At 64.8% G+C, this 23,369-nt stretch carries 24 protein-coding genes; 20 read left to right on the forward strand and 4 right to left on the reverse strand.

Translation table 11 applies throughout. From position 1 onward, the window contains the following. Window positions 1-17 precede the first annotated feature (17 nt). A complete protein-coding gene (locus R2669_RS12480; RefSeq protein ID WP_316888746.1) occupies window positions 18-1,460 on the reverse strand; it encodes a CHASE3 domain-containing protein in 1,443 nt (480 codons plus the stop codon). A 221-nt stretch (window positions 1,461-1,681) separates the two neighbouring features. On the opposite strand from R2669_RS12480, the gene R2669_RS12485 reads away from it, so the two are divergent. From R2669_RS12485 to R2669_RS12495, 3 genes are all read left to right on the forward strand, one after another. Continuing rightward, window positions 1,682-1,855 carry a DUF1328 family protein gene (locus tag R2669_RS12485; protein WP_004633727.1) on the forward strand — a complete coding sequence of 58 codons (174 nt, stop codon included), beginning with the start codon at window positions 1,682-1,684 and terminating at the stop codon, window positions 1,853-1,855. A 143-nt stretch (window positions 1,856-1,998) separates the two neighbouring features. Then, entirely contained in the window at window positions 1,999-2,427 is a 429-nt protein-coding gene (locus R2669_RS12490) for an ElaB/YgaM/YqjD family protein (RefSeq protein ID WP_147213972.1), read from the forward strand. 42 nt (window positions 2,428-2,469) lie between these two features. Further along, a complete protein-coding gene (locus R2669_RS12495) occupies window positions 2,470-3,027 on the forward strand; it encodes a ferritin-like domain-containing protein (protein ID WP_004633723.1) in 558 nt (185 codons plus the stop codon). A 128-nt stretch (window positions 3,028-3,155) separates the two neighbouring features. Here the strand turns inward: R2669_RS12495 and R2669_RS12500 are convergent, their stop codons facing one another. After that, entirely contained in the window at window positions 3,156-3,479 is a 324-nt protein-coding gene (locus R2669_RS12500; RefSeq protein WP_147213971.1) for a DUF1840 domain-containing protein, read from the reverse strand. Window positions 3,480-3,654: 175 nt separating this feature from the next. Between R2669_RS12500 and argS the strand changes: the two genes are divergently transcribed. The 5 genes from argS to R2669_RS12525 all read left to right on the forward strand — a co-directional run bounded on the left by argS (window position 3,655) and on the right by R2669_RS12525 (window position 8,788). After that, window positions 3,655-5,445: an arginine--tRNA ligase gene (gene argS / locus R2669_RS12505; protein ID WP_316900363.1), complete on the forward strand. Its 1,791-nt coding sequence runs from the start codon at window positions 3,655-3,657 to the stop codon at window positions 5,443-5,445. Window positions 5,446-5,505: 60 nt separating this feature from the next. Beyond that, a complete protein-coding gene (locus tag R2669_RS12510) occupies window positions 5,506-6,216 on the forward strand; it encodes an SPOR domain-containing protein (protein WP_316900365.1) in 711 nt (236 codons plus the stop codon). A gap of 161 nt (window positions 6,217-6,377) precedes the next feature. Beyond that, entirely contained in the window at window positions 6,378-7,034 is a 657-nt protein-coding gene (locus tag R2669_RS12515) for a thiol:disulfide interchange protein DsbA/DsbL (protein WP_004633713.1), read from the forward strand. A gap of 111 nt (window positions 7,035-7,145) precedes the next feature. Then, window positions 7,146-7,946 carry an SDR family oxidoreductase gene (locus R2669_RS12520; protein ID WP_316900367.1) on the forward strand — a complete coding sequence of 267 codons (801 nt, stop codon included), beginning with the start codon at window positions 7,146-7,148 and terminating at the stop codon, window positions 7,944-7,946. Further along, window positions 7,943-8,788: a helical backbone metal receptor gene (locus R2669_RS12525; RefSeq protein ID WP_316900369.1), complete on the forward strand. Its 846-nt coding sequence runs from the start codon at window positions 7,943-7,945 to the stop codon at window positions 8,786-8,788. Before R2669_RS12520 ends, R2669_RS12525 begins: the two co-directional genes overlap by 4 nt. 68 nt (window positions 8,789-8,856) lie before the next feature. On the opposite strand, the gene R2669_RS12530 is transcribed toward R2669_RS12525, so the two are convergent. Both R2669_RS12530 and R2669_RS12535 read right to left on the reverse strand, forming a co-directional pair. Continuing rightward, the gene (locus R2669_RS12530) at window positions 8,857-9,243 is read right to left on the reverse strand and encodes an antibiotic biosynthesis monooxygenase family protein (RefSeq protein WP_147213966.1); all 387 of its coding nucleotides are present in this window, start codon (window positions 9,241-9,243) and stop codon (window positions 8,857-8,859) included. A 34-nt stretch (window positions 9,244-9,277) separates the two neighbouring features. After that, a complete protein-coding gene (locus R2669_RS12535; RefSeq protein ID WP_316900371.1) occupies window positions 9,278-10,357 on the reverse strand; it encodes an MBL fold metallo-hydrolase in 1,080 nt (359 codons plus the stop codon). Between the two features lie 183 nt (window positions 10,358-10,540). Between R2669_RS12535 and R2669_RS12540 the strand changes: the two genes are divergently transcribed. From R2669_RS12540 to R2669_RS12595, 12 genes are all read left to right on the forward strand, one after another. Next, window positions 10,541-11,038 (forward strand): MerR family transcriptional regulator, encoded by a 498-nt coding sequence (locus R2669_RS12540; RefSeq protein WP_147213964.1) that lies wholly within the window; start codon window positions 10,541-10,543, stop codon window positions 11,036-11,038. 175 nt (window positions 11,039-11,213) lie between these two features. Further along, entirely contained in the window at window positions 11,214-12,395 is a 1,182-nt protein-coding gene (locus R2669_RS12545) for an isovaleryl-CoA dehydrogenase (RefSeq protein ID WP_147213963.1), read from the forward strand. A gap of 158 nt (window positions 12,396-12,553) precedes the next feature. Next, entirely contained in the window at window positions 12,554-14,389 is a 1,836-nt protein-coding gene (gene aceK / locus R2669_RS12550; RefSeq protein ID WP_316900373.1) for a bifunctional isocitrate dehydrogenase kinase/phosphatase, read from the forward strand. A 23-nt stretch (window positions 14,390-14,412) separates the two neighbouring features. Further along, on the forward strand, window positions 14,413-15,093 hold the full coding sequence (gene can, locus R2669_RS12555) for a carbonate dehydratase (RefSeq protein ID WP_147213962.1): 681 nt from the start codon (window positions 14,413-14,415) through the stop codon (window positions 15,091-15,093). Between the two features lie 675 nt (window positions 15,094-15,768). Then, on the forward strand, window positions 15,769-16,950 hold the full coding sequence (locus R2669_RS12560; protein WP_316900375.1) for an acetyl-CoA C-acetyltransferase: 1,182 nt from the start codon (window positions 15,769-15,771) through the stop codon (window positions 16,948-16,950). Window positions 16,951-16,959: 9 nt separating this feature from the next. Further along, entirely contained in the window at window positions 16,960-17,673 is a 714-nt protein-coding gene (locus R2669_RS12565) for an SDR family oxidoreductase (protein ID WP_316900377.1), read from the forward strand. Window positions 17,674-17,683: 10 nt separating this feature from the next. Further along, complete coding sequence (locus R2669_RS12570; RefSeq protein ID WP_316900379.1) at window positions 17,684-18,814, forward strand: acyl-CoA dehydrogenase family protein; 1,131 nt, start codon at window positions 17,684-17,686, stop codon at window positions 18,812-18,814. Window positions 18,815-18,841: 27 nt separating this feature from the next. Beyond that, entirely contained in the window at window positions 18,842-19,540 is a 699-nt protein-coding gene (locus tag R2669_RS12575) for an HAD family hydrolase (RefSeq protein ID WP_316900380.1), read from the forward strand. Continuing rightward, entirely contained in the window at window positions 19,540-19,980 is a 441-nt protein-coding gene (locus R2669_RS12580) for a YchJ family protein (RefSeq protein ID WP_316900382.1), read from the forward strand. Before R2669_RS12575 ends, R2669_RS12580 begins: the two co-directional genes overlap by 1 nt. 28 nt (window positions 19,981-20,008) lie before the next feature. Then, window positions 20,009-21,616 carry a carboxyl transferase domain-containing protein gene (locus R2669_RS12585; protein ID WP_178959184.1) on the forward strand — a complete coding sequence of 536 codons (1,608 nt, stop codon included), beginning with the start codon at window positions 20,009-20,011 and terminating at the stop codon, window positions 21,614-21,616. Between the two features lie 30 nt (window positions 21,617-21,646). Next, a complete protein-coding gene (locus R2669_RS12590) occupies window positions 21,647-22,570 on the forward strand; it encodes a dienelactone hydrolase family protein (protein ID WP_316900383.1) in 924 nt (307 codons plus the stop codon). After that, a complete protein-coding gene (locus R2669_RS12595) occupies window positions 22,567-23,361 on the forward strand; it encodes an enoyl-CoA hydratase/isomerase family protein (protein WP_316900384.1) in 795 nt (264 codons plus the stop codon). Before R2669_RS12590 ends, R2669_RS12595 begins: the two co-directional genes overlap by 4 nt. Window positions 23,362-23,369: the final 8 nt, after the last annotated feature.

Consider the following 23,369-nt stretch of genomic DNA (forward strand, 5'->3'; position numbering starts at 1 on the left):
CCATCACGCCCGGCGGCTTACACCGTCGCGCCCCCGTGGCCCGGGGCGGGCGCGATGCCGCCGGTCAGCGCCTGCATGCCCGATGGTTCGTTGGCGGCAGCGCGGTCGAACACGGCATCGCTGGGCGGCAGCTCGACGATGATCGTCACGCCCCCGCCGGGCATGGAGTCGATGACGAGCGTGCCGCCCAGCGCAATGGCGCGCTGCTCCATCCCCAACAGGCCGTGATGGCCGACCATGCGGCGCCGCTCGATGTCGGCAGGGAAGCCGCGGCCGTTGTCTCGCACGCGCAGGCGCACGCCCTCGTCATCTACGTCGAGCGCCACCGATACGGTCGTCGCATGCGCGTATTTCGATGCGTTGGTCAGCGATTCCTGCACGATGCGATACAGCGCGATGGCCGCATCGTCGGTCAGCTTGGGCATGTCGTCGGGCAGGCTCACTTCCGTATGCCAGCCGTTGCGCGTGCCGACGTCCTCCGTCAATTGCGAGAGCGCTTCCACCAAGCCCAGGTTCAGCAGAATCGTCGGGCGCAGGTCTTCGATCAGGCGGCGCTTGATCTGGATGCCCTGATCAACGTGGGCCATCACGCGCGTGATCTTTTCGCTCACGGCCGGCTCACTGGCGTGAATGCGCGAGCGCAGCCAGTGCAGATCCATCTTGGTGGCGGTGAGGATGGCGCCCAGCTCGTCGTGCAGCTCGCGCGCCAGGCGCGTCTTCTCGTCTTCGGTCACGCGCTGCAGGTGAGCGGCCAAATCGCTCAACTGCCGCGTGCGCTCACGCACCATGCGGTCGAGCTTCTGGCTTTCTTCTTCTGCCATGTCGCGCTCGCGCTCCGTCACGGCAAGACGCTTGGCGTGCTGCATGCCCAGCACCACCAGCAGGATGATGTTGACCGCCGTGATGAGCGCAATGCCGTAGCGCGAGAGCGCCAGATCGCGCTCGGCGTGTTCCAGGCTACGGGCCACGGTGGCGATCTCACGCTGACGCAGGCGATCCAGCCCCTGCCGCACCGCTTCCATCGACGCCTTGCCGAAATCGGTGCGCACAAGATCGAGCGCCACTTCCAGGTCACGCTTGCCGTAGATCAGCGTGAGTTCCATCTCGGTGAGCTTGCGGCTGACCTGCAGCGCCGTCTCGGAGAACAGCTTGAGCGCGTCCGGATCGTTGGCGTAGTGATCGCGAATTTCTGCCATCAACGCGTGGATGTGCGGGATGGCCTTGTTGTACGGATCGAGGTATTCGTCCTTGCCCGTGAGCAGGAAACCGCGCTGGCCGGCCTCGGCGTTCACCAGCTCGGCAAGCAGCTCGTTGATGGCGGTTTCAGCCTGCTGCGACTGAATCACCTGCCGATAGCCCTGGCTCAGGCGGATGTTGCCCGTCTCCGAGGCAATCAGCACCCCGAGCGTCAGCAGAATGCCGCCGGCGAGCAGCAGAGTGGAGCGCAAGGATGACCGCATGGCGTGCAGACCCATAGGAAACGCGTCAAACCGCCCGACGCGGCGCGCGTTGCGTTTGTGTTTTTTTGGCAATTCGGATGATACCGCGTGGGCGCCCCGCGCGACACTTGGGGCGCACCCGGGCCAGGCACGCGATGTGCGTGGGAATACGCGACAGGGCGTCGGCCTCACCCCATGCGCCGTCCCCTGCATTCCGATCCATCCGAACCGGAGACGACAACATGCTGAAATGGGCACTCATCTTCGCCATCATTTCCCTGGTGGCCGGCGTGCTGGGCTTTACCGGCATTGCCGCAGGCGCGGCGAGTATCGCCAAGGTCCTGTTCTTCATCTTCGTGGTGCTGTTCGTGCTGTTTCTGGTACTGGGCGTCACGGTCTTCAAGGCCGTCGATTAGCGCGGACCCTTCGCGCGAAAGCGCGGCCCGTGTCTTGCTAAGTGGTTTTGCATGCGGCCCGCTTTCGCACGAGCCGAAATCGCACCCGAACCAACCGCGCCGCCGGCGTGTTTTCCCGCGGCGCCACGATGAGGAGCTTCACCATGTCACTCTTTGCCAGCCACCGCGTCCGAAGCCGAATTGACGACGTCAATGATCGCGCGCACCGCGCCATGAACAGCGCCAGCGACGCCGTCGACCACGCCCGCTACGCTGCTCGCCCCGCCGTGGAAGACGTGCAGAGCTTGCTGCGCTCGCTCGAAAACGCCATCCACACACTGACCGACGAAGGCAGCACCGAAGCCAACCGCGCAAGCCGCACGCTGCACGCTCGCGCGGAGCAACTGCGCCGGGCCGCCAACGACCGTGCCCATCAAGCCCGCGAACGCATGGACTGGGCACTCGATCGCACCGAAGAAACCATCACCGGCGCACCGTTCAAGTCAGTGGGGGTTGCGGTGGCGATCGGCGCGGCGATCGGGCTGGTAGTAGCACTGGCAGGCGGCAGCAGCCGACGCGACGCCAGCGAATAAGCCCTTTCACGTCCACGCCAATCACCCCGCAGGAGCATTCATATGAGCCGGACCAACGTCGCCGCACCCTCGGAAAGCAGCTTCCTCACCGACATCAAAACGTTGCGCGAACGTGCCCGCAAGCACATCGAAGAAGGTGCGGTGACCGAAGACTACAAAGCCGACCGGGAGACCGTGCTGCGGCTGCTGAACGAGGCGCTGGCCACGGAGCTGATCTGCGTGCTGCGCTACAGGCGCCACCACTTCATGGCCAAAGGCATCAACGCAGAGCCGATCGCCGCAGAATTTTTGGTGCACGCCAACGAGGAACAGGCGCACGCCGACAGCATTGCCACGCGCATCGTGCAACTGGGCGGCGAGCCCAACTTCAACCCGGAGGGCCTGTCGACGCGCAGCCATTCCGAATACGTGGAAGCCGACGGCCTGGTCGACATGATCAAGGAAAACCTGGTGGCCGAGCGGATCGCGATCGACAGCTACCTGGAGATGATCCGCTACATCGGGGACCGAGACCCCACCACGCGGCGCGTGCTGGAACAGATTCTGGCCGTGGAGGAAGAGCACGCGGACGAGCTGTCCGACATGCTCCACGACCAATAACGCGAATGCAGTAAGACGAGATACCGGCCAACGCGCCAGCCCCCTCCCCCGCTCCCGGCCCGCTGTGGCCGGATGCCCGGACCGCCCCGTTTGGCGGCCGGGCATTTTTTTTGGCCGGCGTCCGGAGGTCAGACGCCCCAGAGCACGTTGGACTGCTCGACCAGCGATTCTTCCAGCATGTGCAGCAGCGGATAGGCCCGCTGACCAAGGTGCGGCGGCTCTTCTTCGCCGTTTTCGTCCAGCTCGGAGGCCGACAGCTCTGCCACTTTGATATGTGCCTGGTGGGTGTCGTCCTTGATGGCGCGCTTCAGGCGGTCGATGGCGTGGGGCATTTCTTCGGGCGTGATGACACCACGCTCGCCCAGCGTCTTGCCGATCACGCCCAGCAGCACCATGGCGAGATCCTTCTGCATCGAGAATTTTTGCGAAGCGTGCGAAGTAAAGGTGATCATGATTTCTTATTTCCCTTGGTTGGGTTGGGGCCGCGGATTGCCATGACTGGGGGCGGATACCTCTGAGACCGTGGCTCACCTGATAAAATTTCGTACTTTTCCCCGAACAACGCAACTGGCGGCGCCAGGACTGGATTTCAATCCATTTCAGCACTGCCGGCGTCATGGTTTCTTTATGCTGCCCTCCCACAAACAGACGATCGCCCAATTGTTGTCCGACGCCGTCGGCTCCCTGCTGCCCGAGGGCCAAGCCCGACCGGAGATCGTCCTGGAGCGCCCCAAGCAGGCCGCGCACGGCGACATCGCCTGCAACGTCGCGCTGCAGCTCGCCAAGCCGCTGGGCACCAACCCGCGCGAGCTGGCCGGCAAGATCGCCGATGCCATCCGCGCCGATGCTCGCGGCCAGCGCCTCGTGGCCGCGGTGGAAATCGCCGGCCCCGGCTTCATCAACCTACGCCTGTCTGCCGCCGCGCGCGCCGACGTGATCGCCGCCGTGTTTGCAGAAGGCGATCGCTACGGCGCCGCCAACACGCATGACGGCGCGCCGGTGCTGGTGGAGTTCGTCTCGGCCAATCCGACCGGTCCGCTGCACGTGGGCCACGGCCGCCAGGCCGCGCTGGGCGATGCGCTGGCAAGCCTGCTCGACTGGCAGGGCCACAAGGTCCATCGCGAGTTCTATTACAACGACGCCGGCGTCCAGATCCACAATCTGGCCGTCTCCGTCCAGGCCCGCGCGCGCGGCTACAAGCCGGGCGACGCCAACTGGCCCGAAGCCGCCTACAACGGTGATTACATTGCCGACATCGCCGCCGATTACCTCGCGGGCAAGACCGTACGCGCCTCCGATGGCGAACCCGTGACGGGCGAGCGCGATGTCGAGAACCTCGAGGCCATCCGCCGCTTTGCGGTGACGTATCTGCGTAACGAGCAGGACATCGACCTGCAAGCCTTTGGCGTGAAGTTCGACCGTTACTACCTGGAATCGTCGCTCTACACCGAAGGCAAGGTGCAGCAGACGGTGGACGCGCTCATTGCCGCTGGCAAGACGTACGAGCAGGAAGGCGCGCTGTGGCTGCGCACGACCGACGACGGCGACGACAAGGACCGCGTCATGCGCAAGTCCGACGGCGCCTACACCTACTTCGTGCCCGACGTGGCGTACCACACGACCAAGTGGGGCCGCGGCTTCACGCAGGTCATCAACGTGCAGGGCAGCGACCACCACGGCACCATCGCGCGCGTGCGCGCCGGCCTGCAGGGCCTGAACATCGGCATCCCGAAAGGCTATCCCGATTACGTCCTGCACAAGATGGTCACGGTGATGAAGGACGGCGCCGAGGTGAAGATCTCCAAGCGCGCCGGCTCGTACGTGACCGTGCGCGACCTGATCGAATGGTCCAACGGCGATGCTGAATCGAAATCCGGCGTCGACACCATCCGCGCCTGCGTGGAAGCCGGCGAGCCGAACTGGCCGGCGCGCTTCACGCGCGGCCGCGACGCCGTGCGTTTCTTCCTGCTGTCGCGCAAGGCCGATACCGAATTCGTCTTCGACGTCGATCTGGCGCTCAAGCAAAGCGACGAAAACCCGGTGTACTACGTGCAGTACGCCCACGCGCGCATCTGCTCGGTGTTCGAGCGCGCCGGCGTTGACGCCGACTCGCTCACCAGCGCTGATCTCGCTGCCGTGACGGGCCCCGATGTCAGCCCGCAGGCGACGGCGCTGGTGCAACGCCTGGCCGCATTCCCCGACATGCTGGCCGACGCCGCGCGCGAACTGGCCCCGCACGCCGTGGCCTTCTACCTGCGCGACCTCGCGGGCGATTTCCACGCGTTCTACAACGCCGATCGCGTGCTGGTCGACGACGAGGCCGTCAAGCGTGCCCGTCTGGCGCTGCTGGCCGCCACGCGGCAGGTGCTGCGCAACGGGTTGGCGGTGATCGGGGTGTCCGCGCCGCAAAAGATGTAAACGCGCACGATTTGGCATCACACGGCGCTCTTATAATCGGGCGCTTCTAGAAGGATCGACATGGCACGCAATACGCAATCTTCCCGTGCCCGCTCACAACGGGGCGGCACGTTTCTGGGTCTGGTGCTGGGCTTGATCGTCGGTTTGGCGATCGCCGTGGTGGTGGCGGTGTACATCACCAAGGCGCCGGTACCCTTCGTGTCGCGTGGCGGCGCGCAGCCCAAGCCGAGCGAAGCGGGCAACGTGGTCAACACGCTGCCGACGCCGGTGCAGCCCGCGCCGCAAGCCAGCACCCCGCAGGCAGCAGACCCGAACGCACCGTTGTGGAGCCGCGTGCCGGCCAAGCCGGTCGATCAGGCCCCGGATCAGAACAATCCGCCGCCGGGCATCACCATCCATCCGGCCCAGCCGGGCTCGGCTCCGCAGGTCGCAAGCGCGCCCGCCGCCAAGCCGCCCAAGCCGCCGGTCACCGCCTCCAACGAGAAGCCGGTAACGGACCCGATTGCCGAAATCGCCCGCCAGGATGCCGCCAAGACGGGCTATTTCCTGCAAGTTGGCGCTTACAAATCGTCCGAAGACGCCGAGCGCCAGAAGGGCAATCTGGCCATGCAAGGCTTCGAAGCCAAGGTGACGCAGCGTGAGGTGAACGGCACCACGATGTATCGCGTGCGCTTGGGGCCGTTCAATTCGCTGGATGAGATGACCGCCGTGCGCAGCCGCCTGCAATCGACGGGCGTGGAATCGTCGGTCATCCGCTTCGCCCGCCAGTAACGTGAAGTCTGTGCAGCCCGCTGTGAACCCGGCGGGCTGTGATCGGTCAGAAACCTGAGTCTCAGTGACGCTGACAGCGGCGTCTGTCGGTTCTGCGCTGGATTCCGCTGGTTTTTCCGTCGCTTCGTCCAGTTCGTCGTCTAATTCGTCGTCCATTCACCATGAAAAAACTCGCTGCTTTCCTGATCGCCCTCGCCACCGGCGCCGGCTTCCTGATGACCGCGCCGGCCAACGCCGCGCCCACCGCCGGCAAGGAATACAAAGTGCTGCAAACGCCGCAGCCCGTGCCCGCAGGCAAGATCGAAGTGACGGAGTTCTTCTGGTACGGCTGCCCGCACTGCTACGACTTTGAAAACACCTGGACGGCGTGGGTCGCCAAGCAAGGCAAGGACGTCGTGATCAAGCGCGTGCCGGTGGCCTTCAATGCCAAGCTGGAGCCGCACACCCGCATCTATTACACGCTGGAAGCGCTCGGCAAGCTCGACGCCAAGGATGCCAGCGGCAAGACGCTGCATGACCGCGTGTTCGACCAACTGCACAAGAACTACCGCTCGATGTCCGAACTGGATGACATTGCAAAGTTCATGGCCGCCAACGGCGTCGACGAAAAGCAGTTCCGCGACACCTACAACTCGTTCAGTGTGAACGCCAATACCAAACGCGCCGCGCAACTGGCTGATCAGTACAAGATCGAAGGTGTTCCGACCGTGGTCGTGCAGGGCAAGTACACCACCTCGCCGGCAGATGCCGGCAGCAACGTGGGTGCCGCCCAGACGCTCGACTACCTCGTCGACCAGGTGCGCAACCGCAAGATGTGACGGGTTGCCGCGTTTCCGGGCATCCGCCCGGGCGTGACACCGCCATCGACGCCCGCCCCTGTGCGGGCGTTTTTTGTGCGTCGGCCTTCTTCACACCAACAGGACATCGACATGAGCGAGACCGTCTTCATCACCGGCGCTTCCAGCGGCATCGGCCAAGCCTTGGCACGTCAATACGCAGCGCAGGGCGCCACGATCGGGCTGGTCGCGCGGCGAGTTGAAGTGCTCCACGAGTTTGTCCAGACGCTGCCGGCCGGCATCCAGAGCCGCTGCCATTGCTACGCCGCCGACGTGCGCAACGCCGAATCGATGCGCGACGTGGCCAGCGCATTCATCGCCACGGTCGGCGTGCCCGACGTGGTGATCGCCAACGCCGGCATCTCGGTCGGCACGGACTTGCGCGAACCGGGCGACCTGAAAGCCTTTGCAGCCGTAATGGACACCAACTGGATGGGCGTGCTCAACACGTTCCAGCCGTTCGTCGCGCCGATGCTGGCACGCGCGAAGCCGGGGCGGCCCGGCGGCACGCTGGTCGGCATTGCCAGCGTGGCGGGCGTGCGCGGCTTGCCCGGTGCGGCGGCCTACAGCGCGTCCAAATCGGCGGTCATCAAACTGATGGAGAGCCTGCGCGTGGAGTTCCGCCCGCTTGGCCTGCGCGTCGTGACGATCGCCCCCGGCTACATCCGTACGCCGATGACCGAACACAACCCGTATCCGATGCCTTTCCTGATGCCGGTGGACCGCTTCGCGCAAAAAGCCGTGAATGCGATCCGTCGCGGCGTGCGCTTCACGGTGCTGCCATGGCAAATGGGCGTCGTTGCCAAGCTGCTGCACGTGCTGCCGCGCGGGCTCTATGACTTTGCGTTTGCGCGCGCCGGGCGCAAACCCCGCAACCCCGAGATTTCGTCATGACTTACACCGATGCGGCTGGGTTTGCCCACGCCCCCGTCGACACCGCACCGCGCATTGCCAGCCTGGTGCCTTCGATTACCGATCTGCTGTTCTCGCTTGATCTGGGCCATCAGCTCGTCGCCCGCACCGGCTTCTGCATCCACCCGCGCGAAGCGGTGCGCAACGTGCCGAAGGTAGGCGGCACCAAGACCGTCAAACTCGACAAGCTCCGCGAGCTGGCCCCCACGCACGTGATCGTCAACATTGACGAGAACACGCGCTCGACCGTCGACAAGCTGCGCGAATTCATCCCGCACATCATCGTCACGCATCCTTGCTCGCCGGAAGACAATCTCGCGCTGTACCAGCTGCTGGGCGGCATCTTTCGCCGCGAAGCGCAGGCGCAAAAGTTGTCGGATGCGCTGACGCAGGAGCTGGAGGCGCTGCGCGGCCGCCACTTCCTGCCGCATCGCGTGCTGTACGCCATCTGGCAAGACCCGTGGATGACGGTGTCGCGCGACACGTACATCTCGTGCATGCTCAAGCTCGTCAACTGCCATACATGGCCCGACGATCCGGCGCCCGTGCAATGCGGCACCGACAAGAGCGGCGATTGCGCCCGTCCCAACCGGCCCGACACGCGCTACCCGACGTTCCGCTGGAGCGATGACGTCGTGCGCAACATCGACTGCGTGCTGCTCTCCACCGAGCCTTACAGCTTTAGCGAAGAGCATGTCGACGCGCTGGAAAAGCAGATCGGCAAGCCGGTCTATCTCGTCGATGGCGAGATGGTGTCGTGGTACGGGAGCCGCGCGATCGACGGCGTGCGGTACCTGGGGCAATTTGCGAAGACGCTGCGTTAGATCTTCCAGCGGTGCGCACAAAAAAGAACCCGCCAATTGGCGGGTTTTTTGTCGGTCGGAGCGATGCGTTATCGGACAAACCCATAGTCGTACTCCACCTTGGCAATGCGCAGGTGGTACGACGCATACCACTGCTCGCGCCCTAGCTTCTGCGCGGCAAGGTGGTCGCTCTGGTTCTTCCACTCGCGAATGGCCTCCAGCGACGACCAATACGAGACGGTGATGCCCGGCCGCCCCTGGTCGCCGGCCAGCTCATCGCGCACGGATTCGATGCCGAGAAAGCCCGGCATGCTGCGGGCCAGTTCCACCATGCGGTCGGCCATGGCGCCGTAGCCGTTGTCGCCGTCGGTGCGGGTGGAGGCGAAGATCACGGCGTAATACGGCGCAGTCGGCGTTTGCGCGGGAAACGGCAGGACGACGGCGCTGTCGTCGAGAACGTCATGCTGGTCAGCCATGGGCGGCTCCGGTGAATGGCGGCAGTTGTGCAGCTTACGCTGCTGCGTGGAATCGAACGATACCGTCAGCGCCGGTTTCGCGCACCAGTTCACCGCGATGCCACAGCGCGTGCAGGTGGGCGAGCGCCTCGCCCATCGCAAAGGTCATCTGGTGCACGTCAAACTGGCGCTTGAAGATGACGTTGACGATGTCGCGGGCCGATTGCGGGGCGGCCTTGCATGCAGCCAACGTTTCGGCCAGGCGATCCGCATGGTGGTCCCGCAGTTGCTGGATGCGCGTATGCAGCCCGCGGAAGGGCCGCCCGTGCGACGGCAGAATCAGCACGTCCTTGGGCAGCGGCTCGTACTTGCCGAGCGAATCCAGATACAGCGTGAGCGAATCGGCTTCAGGCTCCAGATCGAACACGCTCACGTTGGTGGAAATGCGGGGCAGGACCATGTCGCCGGAAATCAGCACGTTGGCGTCTTCGCTGTAGAGCGCGACGTGCTCGGGCGCATGGCCAAAGCCGGTAATGACACGCCACTTGTGCTGGCCGATGGCGACGACGTTGCCGTCCATCAGGCGGCGGTACTGGCTGGGCACGCCCGGCACGAGCGTGCTGTAGTAATCCTTGCGGTTGCGGATGCCTTCGATGGAGGCCGGGTCCGTCAAGCCGTGGCGCTCGAAATGGCGCGCGGCGAATTCGCCGCCGGCGTTCGACGCGCCGGTGCCGCCCACCAGCATGCGGGCGAAGGCGTAGTCGCCCAGGCTCATCCACAGACGCACGTTCCAGCGTTTTTCGTCGCCGCCTTCGCACAGCCAGTTCGACAGGCCGACATGATCCGGATGGCAGTGCGTGACCAGCACGCGCAGCACCGGCAGGCCATCGAGGTGGTTCGCGAAGATCGTTTCCCAATACCCGCGAATTGCTTCGTGGTTGATGCCGCAATCGACGATCGTCCAGCCGTCCTGCCCGTCCTGCCGATCGCGCAGCAGCCAGAGGTTGATGTGATCGAGCGCAAACGGCAGCGGCATGCGCAGCCAGTAGACGCCGGGGGCGACTTCAAACCGCGTGCCGCCTTCGGGAAGCGTGTCGCCAAAGGGATAGTCGAGTTGGTGTTCGAGCGCGTTCATGTGGATGGGGTCTCGGTCGCCGCCTTTGAGGGCTTCGGGCGGTCTCTGCGATTGCGGTTTGGCGCCATTGACGCTAACGTAAACGTCAATTCGCCGCCGGTCATCCATCTTAAGCGAAAACTTAATGTCGCTGGCTGGCGTGCATGTGTCATCACACCTCTGTCGTTACTCCGCTCCCGCCGTATGTCTGCCTCCACTCCGTCTGCCGCCGCCGCGCTTGCCGCCGATCTTGAATCGGGCGATGCCGGCGCGCTTGCCGACGCAAGCTTCACCATCACCGATCTTGCACGCGAGTTCGACATCACGCCGCGCGCCATCCGCTTCTATGAGGATCAGGGCCTGCTCGCTCCGGACCGCCAAGGGCCGGGCGGACGTCGACGGGTGTATTCAGCCGGCGAGCGCACGCGCCTGAAGCTGACCTTGCGCGGCAAGCGACTCGGCCTGTCGCTCGGCGAGATCAAGGAGATTCTCGATCTGTACGAATCGCCACGCGATACGGTGCCGCAGCTGGAGCGCTTCCTGGCCTCGCTGGCGCAACACCGTGCGGTGCTCACGCAGCAGCTGGAAGACCTGAACGCGCAACTGGCCGAGATCGACCAGCACGAACGGCAGTGTCGCCAGCTGCTGGAGGATGCGCAGGCCGGCGCGGGCAAGCCGCCCAAGCGACGCAAGGCCGCCTGATCCGCAAATCTACGTAATCGCCAGTCATTGACGTTTACGTAAACGTCAATACAATACGCAACACCTCGCATCACCCTCCCGGCACCGGTGCGCTCGCCACAAGCGGCGCGCACCGCACAGCGCCAGACCACTTACCCGAGACACCGCGGCTTGAACCGCGCCCAAGGAGACCACCATGATTGATCTGCCCGGCCTGAAATTCGACTTGGGCGAAGACATCGAGATGCTGCGTTCGGCCGTGCGCGATTGGGCGCAGGGCGAGCTGGCACCGCGTGCCGGCGAAATCGACCGCACCGACCAGTTCCCGATGGATGCGTGGCGCAAGATGGGCGAGCTGGGCGTGCTGGGCATCACGGTGGCCGAGGAGTACGGCGGCGCCAACATGGGCTACCTGGCGCACATGATCGCCATGGAAGAAATCAGCCGCGCATCGGCGTCGGTGGGCCTGTCGTATGGCGCGCACTCGAACCTGTGCGTGAACCAGATCCACCGCAACGGCACGGCGGCTCAGAAGGCCAAATACCTGCCCAAGCTGGTTTCCGGCGAATGGGTGGGCGCGCTGGCAATGAGCGAGCCGAATGCCGGGTCGGACGTCGTCAGCATGAAGCTGCGCGCAGAGCTGAAAGGCGACCGCTACGTGCTCAACGGCACCAAGATGTGGATCACCAATGGCCCCGACTGCGACGTGCTCGTCGTCTACGCCAAGACCGAGCCCGAACTGGGCGCGCGCGGCATGACGGCGTTCATCGTCGAGAAGGGCATGAAGGGTTTCTCGGTGGCGCAGAAGCTGGACAAGCTCGGCATGCGCGGCTCGCACACGGGCGAGCTGGTGTTCGAGAACGTGGAAGTGCCGGTGGAAAACATCCTCGGCCAGGAAAACGGCGGCACCAAGGTGCTGATGAGCGGCCTGGATTACGAGCGCGCGGTGCTCTCCGGCGGCCCGATCGGCATCATGCAGGCCTGCATGGACGTCGTCACGCCGTACATCCACGACCGCAAGCAATTCGGCCAGAGCATCGGCGAATTCCAGCTCATCCAGGGCAAGATGGCCGACATGTACACCACGCTGCAGGCGTGCCGTGCGTACCTCTACGCGGTCGGCAAGAATCTTGACTCGCTGGGCCGCGACCACGTGCGCCAAGTGCGCAAGGACTGCGCCGGCGTGATCCTCTACACCGCCGAAAAGGCCACCTGGATGGCCGGCGAAGCCATCCAGATCCTGGGCGGCAACGGCTACATCAACGAATTCCCGGTCGGCCGGCTGTGGCGCGACGCCAAGCTGTACGAAATCGGCGCCGGCACGTCGGAAATCCGCCGCATGCTGATCGGCCGGGAGCTGTACGCAGAGACGATGTAACGGGGCGGAGCAGGCCGGCTGGCGGCACGGGGCCATCAGCCAAACGGATAAGGAGGCGCAACGGTTTCAGGACACGAACACAGCACCGAAGACCCTACAATCTAGGTCTGCCTGGTTTGCTGGTTTTGCCGCTTCCCTGCCCTCCCCGCGTACACGCCATGTCCCATTTCCCCAAGCTCCTCTCGTCGCAGATCGCTTTTGACGTCGCCCGCACGATGCTCGACGGCTTCGACAAGCACTACCGCTTGTTCCGCGAGGTGAGCGTACAGGCCAAGACTGCGTTCGAGACCGGGGACTGGGCCGGCCTGCAGCAACTGCAGCGCGACCGCATCGCGTACTACGACGAGCGCGTGCGTGAAGCGTCGGTCATCCTTGAAGACGAATACGACGCCGAGAACATCGACGACGAGATCTGGCGCCAGATCAAGCTGCACTACATCGGCCTGCTGACCAACCATCACCAGCCGGAACTGGCCGAGACCTTCTTCAACTCGGTGTGCTCGCGCATCCTGCACCGTTCGTACTTCAACAACGATTTCATCTTCGTGCGCCCGGCCATCTCGACGGAATACATCGAGAACGAAGAATCGCCCACCAAGCCGACGTATCGCGCGTACTACCCCGGCACACGCGACGGCCTGGGCGCCTGCTTCGAGCGCATCGTCCACAACTTCCAGCTCAACGCGCCGTTTGAAGACCTGGAGCGCGACATCGGCCACGTCGTGCGCGCGGTGGGCGAGCACTTCGGCGATTTCCGCATCGCGCCGAATTTCCAGATCCACGTGCTGTCGTCGCTGTTCTTCCGCAACAAGGCGGCGTACATCATCGGGCGCGTGATCAACGGCGACAAGACGTTCCCGCTGGCCGTGCCGATCCTGCGCAATGCCGCGGGCCAGCTTTCTCTCGACACGGTGCTGCTGCGGCAAGAACAACTGCTGATCCTGTTCTCGTTCACGCACTCGTATTTCATGGTGGACATGGAGATTCCGTCTGCCTACGTGACCTTCCTGCGTGACCTGATGCCGCGCAAGCCGCGCGCCGAGATCTACACCTCGCTGGGTCTGCAAAAGCAGGGCAAGAACCTTTTCTATCGGGACTTCCTGCATCACCTGCAGCATTCGTCCGACAAGTTCATCATCGCGCCCGGCATCCGGGGCCTCGTGATGCTGGTGTTCACGCTGCCGTCGTATCCGTACGTGTTCAAGGTCATCAAGGACTACTTTCCGCCGCCCAAGGAAACCACGCGCGAGCAGATCAAGAGCAAGTACCAGCTTGTGAAGCGCCACGACCGCGTGGGGCGCATGGCCGATACGCTCGAGTATTCCGACGTGGCGTTCCCGCTCTCGCGCTTTGATGACGACCTCATCAAGGAGCTGGAGAAGCATGCGCCTTCGATGGTCGAATACCAGCGCAGCGATGACGGCGGCGAAGAGATCGTCATCCGCCACGTCTACATCGAGCGCCGCATGACGCCGCTGAACATCTGGCTGCACGAAGGCACCGATGCGCAGGTCGAGCACGGCATCATCGAATACGGCAACGCCATCAAGGAACTCATCGCCGCGAACATCTTCCCGGGCGACATGCTGTACAAGAACTTTGGCGTGACGCGCCACGGCCGCGTGGTCTTCTACGACTACGACGAGATCGAATACCTCACCGACTGCAACATCCGCACCGTGCCCGAACCGCGTACGGAAGAAGAAGAAATGTCCGGCGAGGTCTGGTACAGCGTCGGCCCGCACGACATTTTTCCGGAGACGTACCGCACGTTCCTGCTGGGCGACCCGCGCGTGCGCGAAGCCTTCCTCAAACACCACGCAGACTTCTTCGAAGCCTCCATGTGGCAGGGGTACAAGGAGCGCCTGCTCTCCGGGCAGATGCACGATTTCTACGCGTATGACGCAGCGGAACGCTTCGTCAATCGCTACGGGGCGAGCGCGCCCGACAATGCCGCGCAAGACAACACGACGCAGCAGCGCGCCGCCGCTTAACTCTCTCAACACGACGGGAAACCATGCCACATCGCATCAAGGAACTCTTCGAAAACAACCGGAAGTGGGTCGAGCGCGTCAACGCCGAAGACCCGGCTTTCTTCTCCAACCTGGCCAACCAGCAGAACCCCGAGTACCTGTGGATCGGCTGCTCGGATTCGCGCGTGCCTGCCAACCAGATCATCGGTCTGCCGCCGGGCGAAGTGTTCGTCCATCGCAACATCGCCAACGTGGTGGTGCACTCGGATCTGAACTGCCTGTCGGTGCTGCAGTTTGCGGTGGAAGTGCTGAAGATCCGGCACATCACGGTGGTGGGCCACTACGGCTGCTCGGGCGTGAAGGCTGCACTGACCAAGCAGCGCTTCGGGCTGGCTGACAACTGGATCCGCCACGTGCGTGACGTGGCCGAGCAGCACGAAACGTATCTCGGCACAGTGGTCCGTGAGCAGGATCAGCATGATCGGCTGTGCGAGCTCAACGTGATTCACCAAGTCAACAACGTGTGCCTGACGACGATCGTGCAGGACGCGTGGGATCGCGGGCAACCGCTGACCGTTCATGGCTGGATTTACGGCGTGAAGGACGGGATGCTGCGCAATCTGGGGATGGCGGCGAGTTCCAATGAGGAACTGCATGCTCAGTTGGCTGAGGCTTGGCTGAATTATGGGAAGGAAGGGAGTACGCCTAGTCCGGTGGGGTTCTGACTTCTTTTTTGTTTGGGATGGGTTGTTTTGTTGTTGGTCCATCCCTTGTTTCATCCCCTGCCGGGGCTGACTCACTTTTCTTTGTCTTGCCAAAGAAAAGTAAGCAAAAGAAAGGCGCGCCCGAGATGGCGAAAGATTCCTTGAATTTATGTCGCAGAGAGGGGAAGGGAAAAACTCGCTGCGCTCAGACAGTTTCCCTTCCTTTTTCCTCTCTGCAACATAAATTCAAGGCGCCATCTAGGGCAAGAACGTCAACGGCCAAACCATCGGCCACGAGGGCAGTAGGAATCGGCAGCACAACGCGAAGCAGAGCGAGCAGCAACAGCAACAAACAAGAGCCAGCTAGGTCAGCGCACAGATTGTGTGGCCGTACCCTGCCCTAGATGGCGCCTTGAATTTGTGTAAGCGGGCGGAAGAAAGAACGGGAACTGTCTGAGCGAAGCGAGTTTTCCCGTTCTCCGCCCGGTTACACAAATTCAAGGAAGGGGTCGCCATCTCGGGCGCGCCTTTCTTTGCTTACTTTCTTTGGCAAGACAAAGAAAGTGAGTCGGCCCCGGCAGGGGACGAAACGGAGATGGACCAACAAGGCCCACCCACCCAACAAGCAAGAGACACACAACCCCTGCACCAAAAGTGCAGAACATGTCCCAAGCACAGTTCCAGGAGATTGCAGCAATGTCCGACCGCATCGTCATCGCCTCAGCAGCCCGCACACCGATGGGCGCCTTCCAGGGCGAACTCGCCAGCCTCACCGCTCCGCAACTCGGCGCCGCTGCCATTCGCGCGGCGGTCGAACGTGCGGGCTTGAAACCGGAACAGATCGAAGAAGTCATCATGGGCTGCGTGCTGCCTGCGGGCCAGGGGCAGGCACCGGCACGCCAGGCCGCACTGGGGGCGGGCCTGCCGCTGTCGGTCGGCTGCACGACGGTCAACAAGATGTGCGGTTCGGGCATGCGCGCGGCCATGAACGCGTATGACGCGCTGCTCGCGGGCTCGGTCGACGTGGTGGTCGCGGGCGGCATGGAAAGCATGACGAATGCGCCGTACCTGATCCCGAAAGGCCGCGGCGGTTATCGCATCGGCCACGGCATGATCTACGACCACATGATGCTCGACGGCCTGGAAGACGCTTATGACAAGGGCCGCGCCATGGGCACCTTCGGTGAGGATTGCGCCGAGAAATACGGCTTCACGCGTGAAGCCCAGGACCACTTCGCGATGACGTCCGTGCGGCGCGCGCAGGAAGCCACCGAATCCGGCGCGTTCCGCTGGGAAATCACGCCCGTCACCGTGTCGAGCAAAGCCGGCGACACCGTCATCGACACCGATGAAGGCCCGCGCCGCATCAAGGTCGACAAGATCCCGTCGCTCAAGCCCGCCTTCAAGAAGGACGGCACGGTCACGGCCGCGTCGTCGTCGTCGATCAACGATGGCGCAGCTGCGCTGGTGATGATGCGCGAATCGACTGCCAAGCAGCTCGGCATCACGCCGCTGGCGGTGATGCTGGGCCACACCACGCACGCGCAAGAGCCCGGCTGGTTCACCACGGCGCCGGTCACGGCCATCGACAAGCTCTTCAAGAAGCTCGACTGGAACTCGGGCAACGTCGACCTGTTCGAGATCAACGAGGCGTTTGCCGTGGTGCCGATGGCCGCGATGCACGACCTACACATCCCGCACGAGAAGGTGAACGTGAACGGTGGCGCGTGCGCGCTGGGCCATCCGATCGGTGCATCGGGCGCACGCGTAATCGCCACGCTGCTGGGCGCCCTGCGACACCGCGGCGGCAAGCGCGGCGTGGCCAGCTTGTGCATCGGTGGCGGCGAGGCCACGGCTGTCGGCATCGAACTCTACTAAGGCACGCGCATGACGAATGCAACGTCGCGCCGCACGCGCACCGCGCTCATCCTGGGCGCGTCGCGCGGCATCGGCCTGGAAACCGTCAAGCAGTACCGCGCGGATGGCTGGCGCGTGATTGCGACCGTGCGCACGCAGGAAGCCGCGCAGGCGCTGCAGGCATTGGGCGCGGAAACACACGTGCTGGACTTGACCGACGCAAATGCCGTGGCTGGCCTTGCATGGAAGCTCGACGGCGAAGCGCTGGACGTGGCGATCTACGTGGCGGGCATCTACGGCCCGCGCACGCAGGGCGCCACGCCCGTCAGCCAAGCCGACTTCGATGCCGTGATGCACACCAACGTGTGGGCGCCGATGGGCGTGCTGCCCGCCGTGCTGCCGATGGTGGAGGCCGGACGCAATGAGGCGGACGAGCCTGGCGGCGTGCTCGCCGTCATCTCCAGCCGCATGGGCAGCATCGGCGACATGGCGGGCAACGGCGGCTGGCTGTATCGCGCCAGCAAGGCGGCGGTGAATGCCGTGCTGCGCGGGGTGTCGATCGACGCCAAGAACGCCACGTGCCTTACCTTCCACCCCGGCTGGGTGCAGACCGACATGGGCGGTGCAGGCGCGGCCATCACGCCGCAGGAAAGCGTGGCCGGCATCCGCCGCGTGATTGCCGGTGCCACGCGTGCCGACAACGGCGGGTTCCGCAACTACGACGGCAGCGTCATTGAATGGTGAGGCCGAAACGATGCTGCTGACCCAAGAGCAAGAGATGATTCGCGACGCCATCCGCACCTTCGTGCGCGAGGCGATCGTGCCGCACGCCGCCGCATGGGACCGCGATGCGACGTTCCCGAAAGACGTGCACCGCCAGCTCGGCGAGCTGGGCGCGTATGGGGTAGCCGTGCCGGAAGAACTCGGCGGAGCGGGGCTCGATTACCTGTCGCTGGCGCTGATCCTGGAAGAGATTGCCGCGGGCGACGGCGGCACCTCCACCGTCATCAGCGTGAACAACTGCCCCGTGTGCAGCATGCTGATGGCGTTTGCGAACGACGCGCAGAAGCAGCAGTGGCTCGTGCCGCTGGCGCGCGGCGAAATGCTTGGCGCGTTCTGCCTGACCGAGCCGCACGTCGGCTCCGACGCATCGGCGCTGCGCACCACGGCCGTGCGCGATGGCGACCACTGGGTGCTCAACGGCGTGAAGCAGTTCATCACCAGCGGCAAGCATGCCGACGTGGCGATCGTCATGGCCGTGACGGACAAGGCCGCAGGCAAGCGCGGCATCAGCGCATTCCTGGTGCCGACCAAGACGCCGGGCTACATCGTCGCGCGGCTCGAAGACAAGCTCGGCCAGCACTCGTCCGACACGGCGCAGATCGTGTTCGAAGATTGCCGCATCCCCGCCGATTGCCTGCTGGGCGAAGAAGGCGCCGGCTACAAGATGGCGCTGTCCGGGCTGGAAGGCGGGCGCATCGGCATTGCCGCGCAGAGCGTTGGCATGGCGCGTGCGGCCTTTGAAGCCGCGCTGGCGTACGCCAAGGAGCGCGAGAGCTTCGGTCAGCCGCTGTTTGCGCACCAGGCGGTGCAGTTCCGCCTGGCCGAGATGGCGACGCGCGTCGATGTGGCGCGGCAGATGGTCTGGCATGCAGCCAGCCTGAAAGACGCCGGCCTGCCGTGCCTGAAAGAGGCCGCCATGGCCAAGCTCAACGCCAGCGAGATGGCGGAGCGCGTCTGCTCCGATGCCATCCAGGTCTTCGGCGGTTACGGCTACGTAAGCGACTTTCCGGTGGAGCGCATCTACCGCGACGTGCGCGTGTGCCAGATCTACGAAGGCACGAGCGATATCCAGAAAATCTTGATCGCCCGCGCGCTGGCGTAGGCGGTCTCAACTCTCAACGCACCAGGCATGACTGCAGTGACTTCCCCTGTTTCGAACCACCCGCGCTTTGACGCGATCCTCTTCGATTGCGACGGCGTGCTGGTCGACAGCGAACCCCTCGTCAACCGCCTGATCTGGGAGATGCTGACCGAGCTGGGCATCAGCATCAGCCTGGAAGATTCGATCCAGCGCTTCCTCGGCAAGGCCATCCGCGAAGAGCTGGATGCGATTGCCGAGATGCGCGGCGCACCGCTGCCGCCGAACTGGCTGTCGACGTTCCAGGCGCGCCGCAACGCGCTGCTCGAAGCCGAAGTGGAAGCCGTGCCGCATATCGGGCATGCCATCGATGTGCTGTCCAGGCTTGGCCTGCCGATGGCCGTGGCTTCCGGCGCGGATCGCACGAAGGTCGAGCTGCAGCTCAATCGCACCGGCCTGATCGAGCATTTCCGGCCGACGGACGTACGTATCTTTTCGGCCACCGAAGTCGCGCGCAGCAAGCCCGCGCCCGATGTGTATCTGCTGGCCGCCAGCAGCCTCGGCGTATCGCCGTCGCGCTGCTTGGTGATCGAGGACAGCCCAACCGGCGTCACTGCCGGGCACGCTGCCGGCATGACGGTGCTGGCGTACGCCGGCCGCAACGCGCCCGGCCCGTTGATCGCCGCCGGTGCGACGCGCACGTTTACCGACATGCGCGAGCTGCCGGAGCTGCCGGAGTTGTTGGCCTGATGCCTGCTGCACAAACCCGGTCCATCGGCCTAGCCGACGCTTGCCCGTGCGGCAACGGCACCTACGCGCGCTGCTGCGGCCCGTTCCACGCAGGCGACGCCGTGCCGGCCACCGCTGAGCAACTGATGCGCTCGCGCTACAGCGCCTATGTGCTGGGCGACACGGCGTACCTGCGGCGCACGTGGCATCCGTCTACCTGCCCCGCCGACCTGGAAACCAGCGAAGCAGACGCGGCCGCCACGCGCTGGCTCGGCCTGGACGTCAAGCGCCACACGCCGCAAGACGCCACGCACGCGACGGTGGAATTCGTCGCGCGCTACAAGGTCGGCGGCCGCGCGCATCGCCTGCACGAAACCAGCCGCTTCGTCCGCCTGGACGCCAGCGGCGCTGAATCCGCCGAAGGCCGTTGGCTGTACGTCGACGGCACCTTCCCTGACTGAACCGCACCGACCTTCCCGCACTGCTGCCATGCCGACGCTAGAGACCAAGCTGAACCCCCGCGCTGAAGACTTCAAGGCCAACGCCGATGCCATGCGCGCGCTCGTCGCCGACTTGCGCGACAAGGTTGCGCGCATCGCCCAAGGCGGCGGTGACGACGCCCGCGCCAAGCACCTCGCACGCGGCAAGCTGCTGCCGCGCGACCGCGTGCAGCAACTGCTCGACCCCGGCACGCCGTTCCTGGAGTTCTCGCAGCTGGCCGCGTACGGCATGTACGACGACGCCGCACCGGGCGCCGGCATCATCACCGGCATCGGCCGCATCTCGGGGCAGGAATGCGTGATCGTCTGCAACGACGCCACGGTCAAGGGCGGCACGTATTACCCGATGACGGTGAAGAAGCACCTGCGCGCGCAGGAGATTGCCGAGCAGAACCACTTGCCCTGCGTCTACCTGGTCGATTCGGGCGGCGCCAACCTGCCGAACCAGGACGACGTGTTTCCCGACCGCGACCACTTCGGCCGCATCTTCTACAACCAGGCCAACCTGTCGGCCAAGGGCATTCCGCAGATCGCGGTGGTGATGGGCTCGTGCACGGCGGGCGGCGCCTATGTGCCGGCCATGAGCGACGAGTCGATCATCGTCAAGGAACAGGGCACGATCTTCCTGGCGGGCCCGCCGCTGGTGAAGGCCGCGACCGGCGAAGTGGTGAGCGCTGAAGACCTCGGTGGCGCCGATGTGCACACGCGGCTGTCCGGCGTGGCGGATTACTTCGCCAACAACGATTCGCACGCGCTGGCGCAAGCCCGCAGCATCGTCGCGCACTTGAACCGCCGCAAGCCCGAGCAGGTGCAGATTCATGCGCCGGTCGAACCGCGCTACGCAGCCGAAGAGCTCTACGGCGTGATCCCGACCGACACGCGCAAGCCGTTCGACGTGCGCGAAGTCATCGCCCGCATCGTCGACGATTCGGCCTTTGACGAATTCAAGGCACGCTACGGCACGACGCTGGTCTGCGGCTTTGCGCGCATCTGGGGCTACCCGGTCGGCATCATCGCCAACAACGGCATCCTGTTTTCGGAGGCGGCGCTCAAGGGCGCGCACTTCATCGAGCTGTGCTGCCAGCGCAAGATTCCGCTGGTGTTCCTGCAGAACATCACCGGCTTCATGGTCGGCCGCAAATACGAGAACGAAGGCATCGCCAAGAACGGCGCGAAGATGGTGACGGCGGTGGCGACGGCGCAGGTGCCGAAGTTCACGGTCATCATTGGCGGTTCGTTTGGCGCGGGCAACTACGGTATGTGCGGGCGCGCGTATTCGCCGCGCTTCCTGTGGATGTGGCCGAACGCGCGCATCTCGGTGATGGGCGGGGAGCAGGCGGCCAGCGTGCTCGCCACCGTGCGCCGCGACGGCATCGAGGCCAAGGGCGGCCAGTGGAGCGCGGATGAAGAAGCCGCCTTCAAGGCGCCGATCCGTGATCAGTACGAGCGTCAGGGCCACCCGTACTACGCCAGCGCGCGCCTGTGGGACGACGGCGTGATCGACCCCGCCGACACGCGCAGCGTGCTGGGCCTGGGCCTGTCGGCCAGCCTGAACGCGCCGATCGGCGACATGAACTTCGGCGTGTTCCGCATGTAAGCGGACCGCCCATCGAACAGGACATTTGCAGTGAACAGCAACACCGCGCGAACGTGGCGCAGCGCCTTGGCAGCCGTTGGCTGCGCGCTGCTGCTTGCCGTCGCGCACGCGAGCGAAGCGGCGCCGCCGGGCATCAGCGAAACCATCGTGGAAGTGCCCAAGTCTGCGGGCATCTTCACGCTCAAGCTGGAGACGACCGTCTACAAGCCGGCCGGTGACGGCCCTTTCCCGCTCATCGTGCTCAACCACGGCAAGGCGCGCGGCAAGGCGGCATTCCAGGCACGTGCCCGTTACAGTGAGCAGGCGGCGGCGCTGGTCGCGCGCGGCTACGTGGTGGCCATCCCGATGCGGCAGGGGTTTTCCAAATCCGGCGGCGCGTATATCGGCAGCGGGTGCAACGTGGAGGCCAACGGCATCGTCCAGGCCGAAGACGTGGTGGCCACGCTCGACTACATGACCGCGCAGCCGTACGTGGACCGCAACCGCATCGTGATCATGGGCCAGTCGCACGGCGGTTTGACCACGCTCGCCTTCGGCACCATCGCCTACCCCGGCGTGCGTGGGCTGGTGAACTTTGCCGGGGGCCTGCGCAACGACACCTGCGTCGACTGGGAGGGCAACCTCGTGCGCGCCTTTGAAACGTACGGCCGCCAGTCACGCTACCCGTCGCTCTGGTTCTACGGCGACAACGACAGCTACTGGCCCAAGCCAATGCCCGAGAAGATGTTCGCGGCCTACACAAGTGCGGGCGGCAAAGGGCGGCTGGTGGATTTCGGCACCTTCCGGAACGACTCGCACGGCATGTTCGCCAGCCATGCAGGGCTTTCCATCTGGCTGCCGCAGGTCGACGCCTTCCTGCGCGAACTCGGCTTGCCCGCAGGCCCGGTCGGCCCCACCGCTGAAGCTTCCGGGGCCGACGACCCCAAGTCCGACACCAACAAGGACCCCGAATGAACGCTTTCGAGACCCTCGCCTTCGCACAGAACGGCACCGTCGCCACGCTCACGCTGAATCGGCCTGACGTGCGCAACGCCTTCAACGAGACTGTCATCGCCGAGCTGACCGGTGCGTTCCGCGCGCTGGCCGACGAGCCGAGCGTGCGCGCCATCGTCCTGTCGGGCAACGGCCCTGCGTTCTGCGCGGGCGCCGACCTGAACTGGATGAAAAAGATGGCCGGCTACTCCGACGACGAGAACCGCGCCGACGCCCTGCGCCTGGCCGAAATGCTGCGCGCCATCTACACCTGCCCCAAGCCCGTGATCGCGCGCGTGCAGGGCGACACGTATGCCGGCGGCGTCGGCCTGGTCGCCGCGTGCGACATCGTCGTCGCTGTCGACACGGCCAACTTCTGCCTGTCGGAAGCGAAGCTTGGCTTGATCCCGGCCACCATCAGCCCATACGTGATCCGCGCGCTGGGCGAGCAGGCATCGCGCCGCTACTTCATCACCGCAGAACGTTTCTCCGCCGCAGAGGCGCATCGCCTCGGCCTCGTGCATGAGCTGGTGAGCGCAGACGGCCTCGACGCCAAGGTGGCGGACATCACCGCCACGCTCGTCGCCAACAGCCCGAACGCCGTTCGCGAGAGCAAGCGCCTCGTGCGTGAGGTGGCTGGCGCCGCCGTCAACGACGCCTTGCTGGCGGATACCGCCGAGCGCATCGCCGCCATCCGCGCCTCGGAAGAAGGCCGCGAAGGCGTGCAGAGTTTCCTGGGCAAGCGCAAGCCGAACTGGCTGCTGCCGGCCTGACCCGCATA

The organism is Ralstonia edaphi, assembly GCF_958350185.1.
Classification (GTDB): Bacteria; Pseudomonadota; Gammaproteobacteria; order Burkholderiales; family Burkholderiaceae; genus Ralstonia; species Ralstonia edaphi.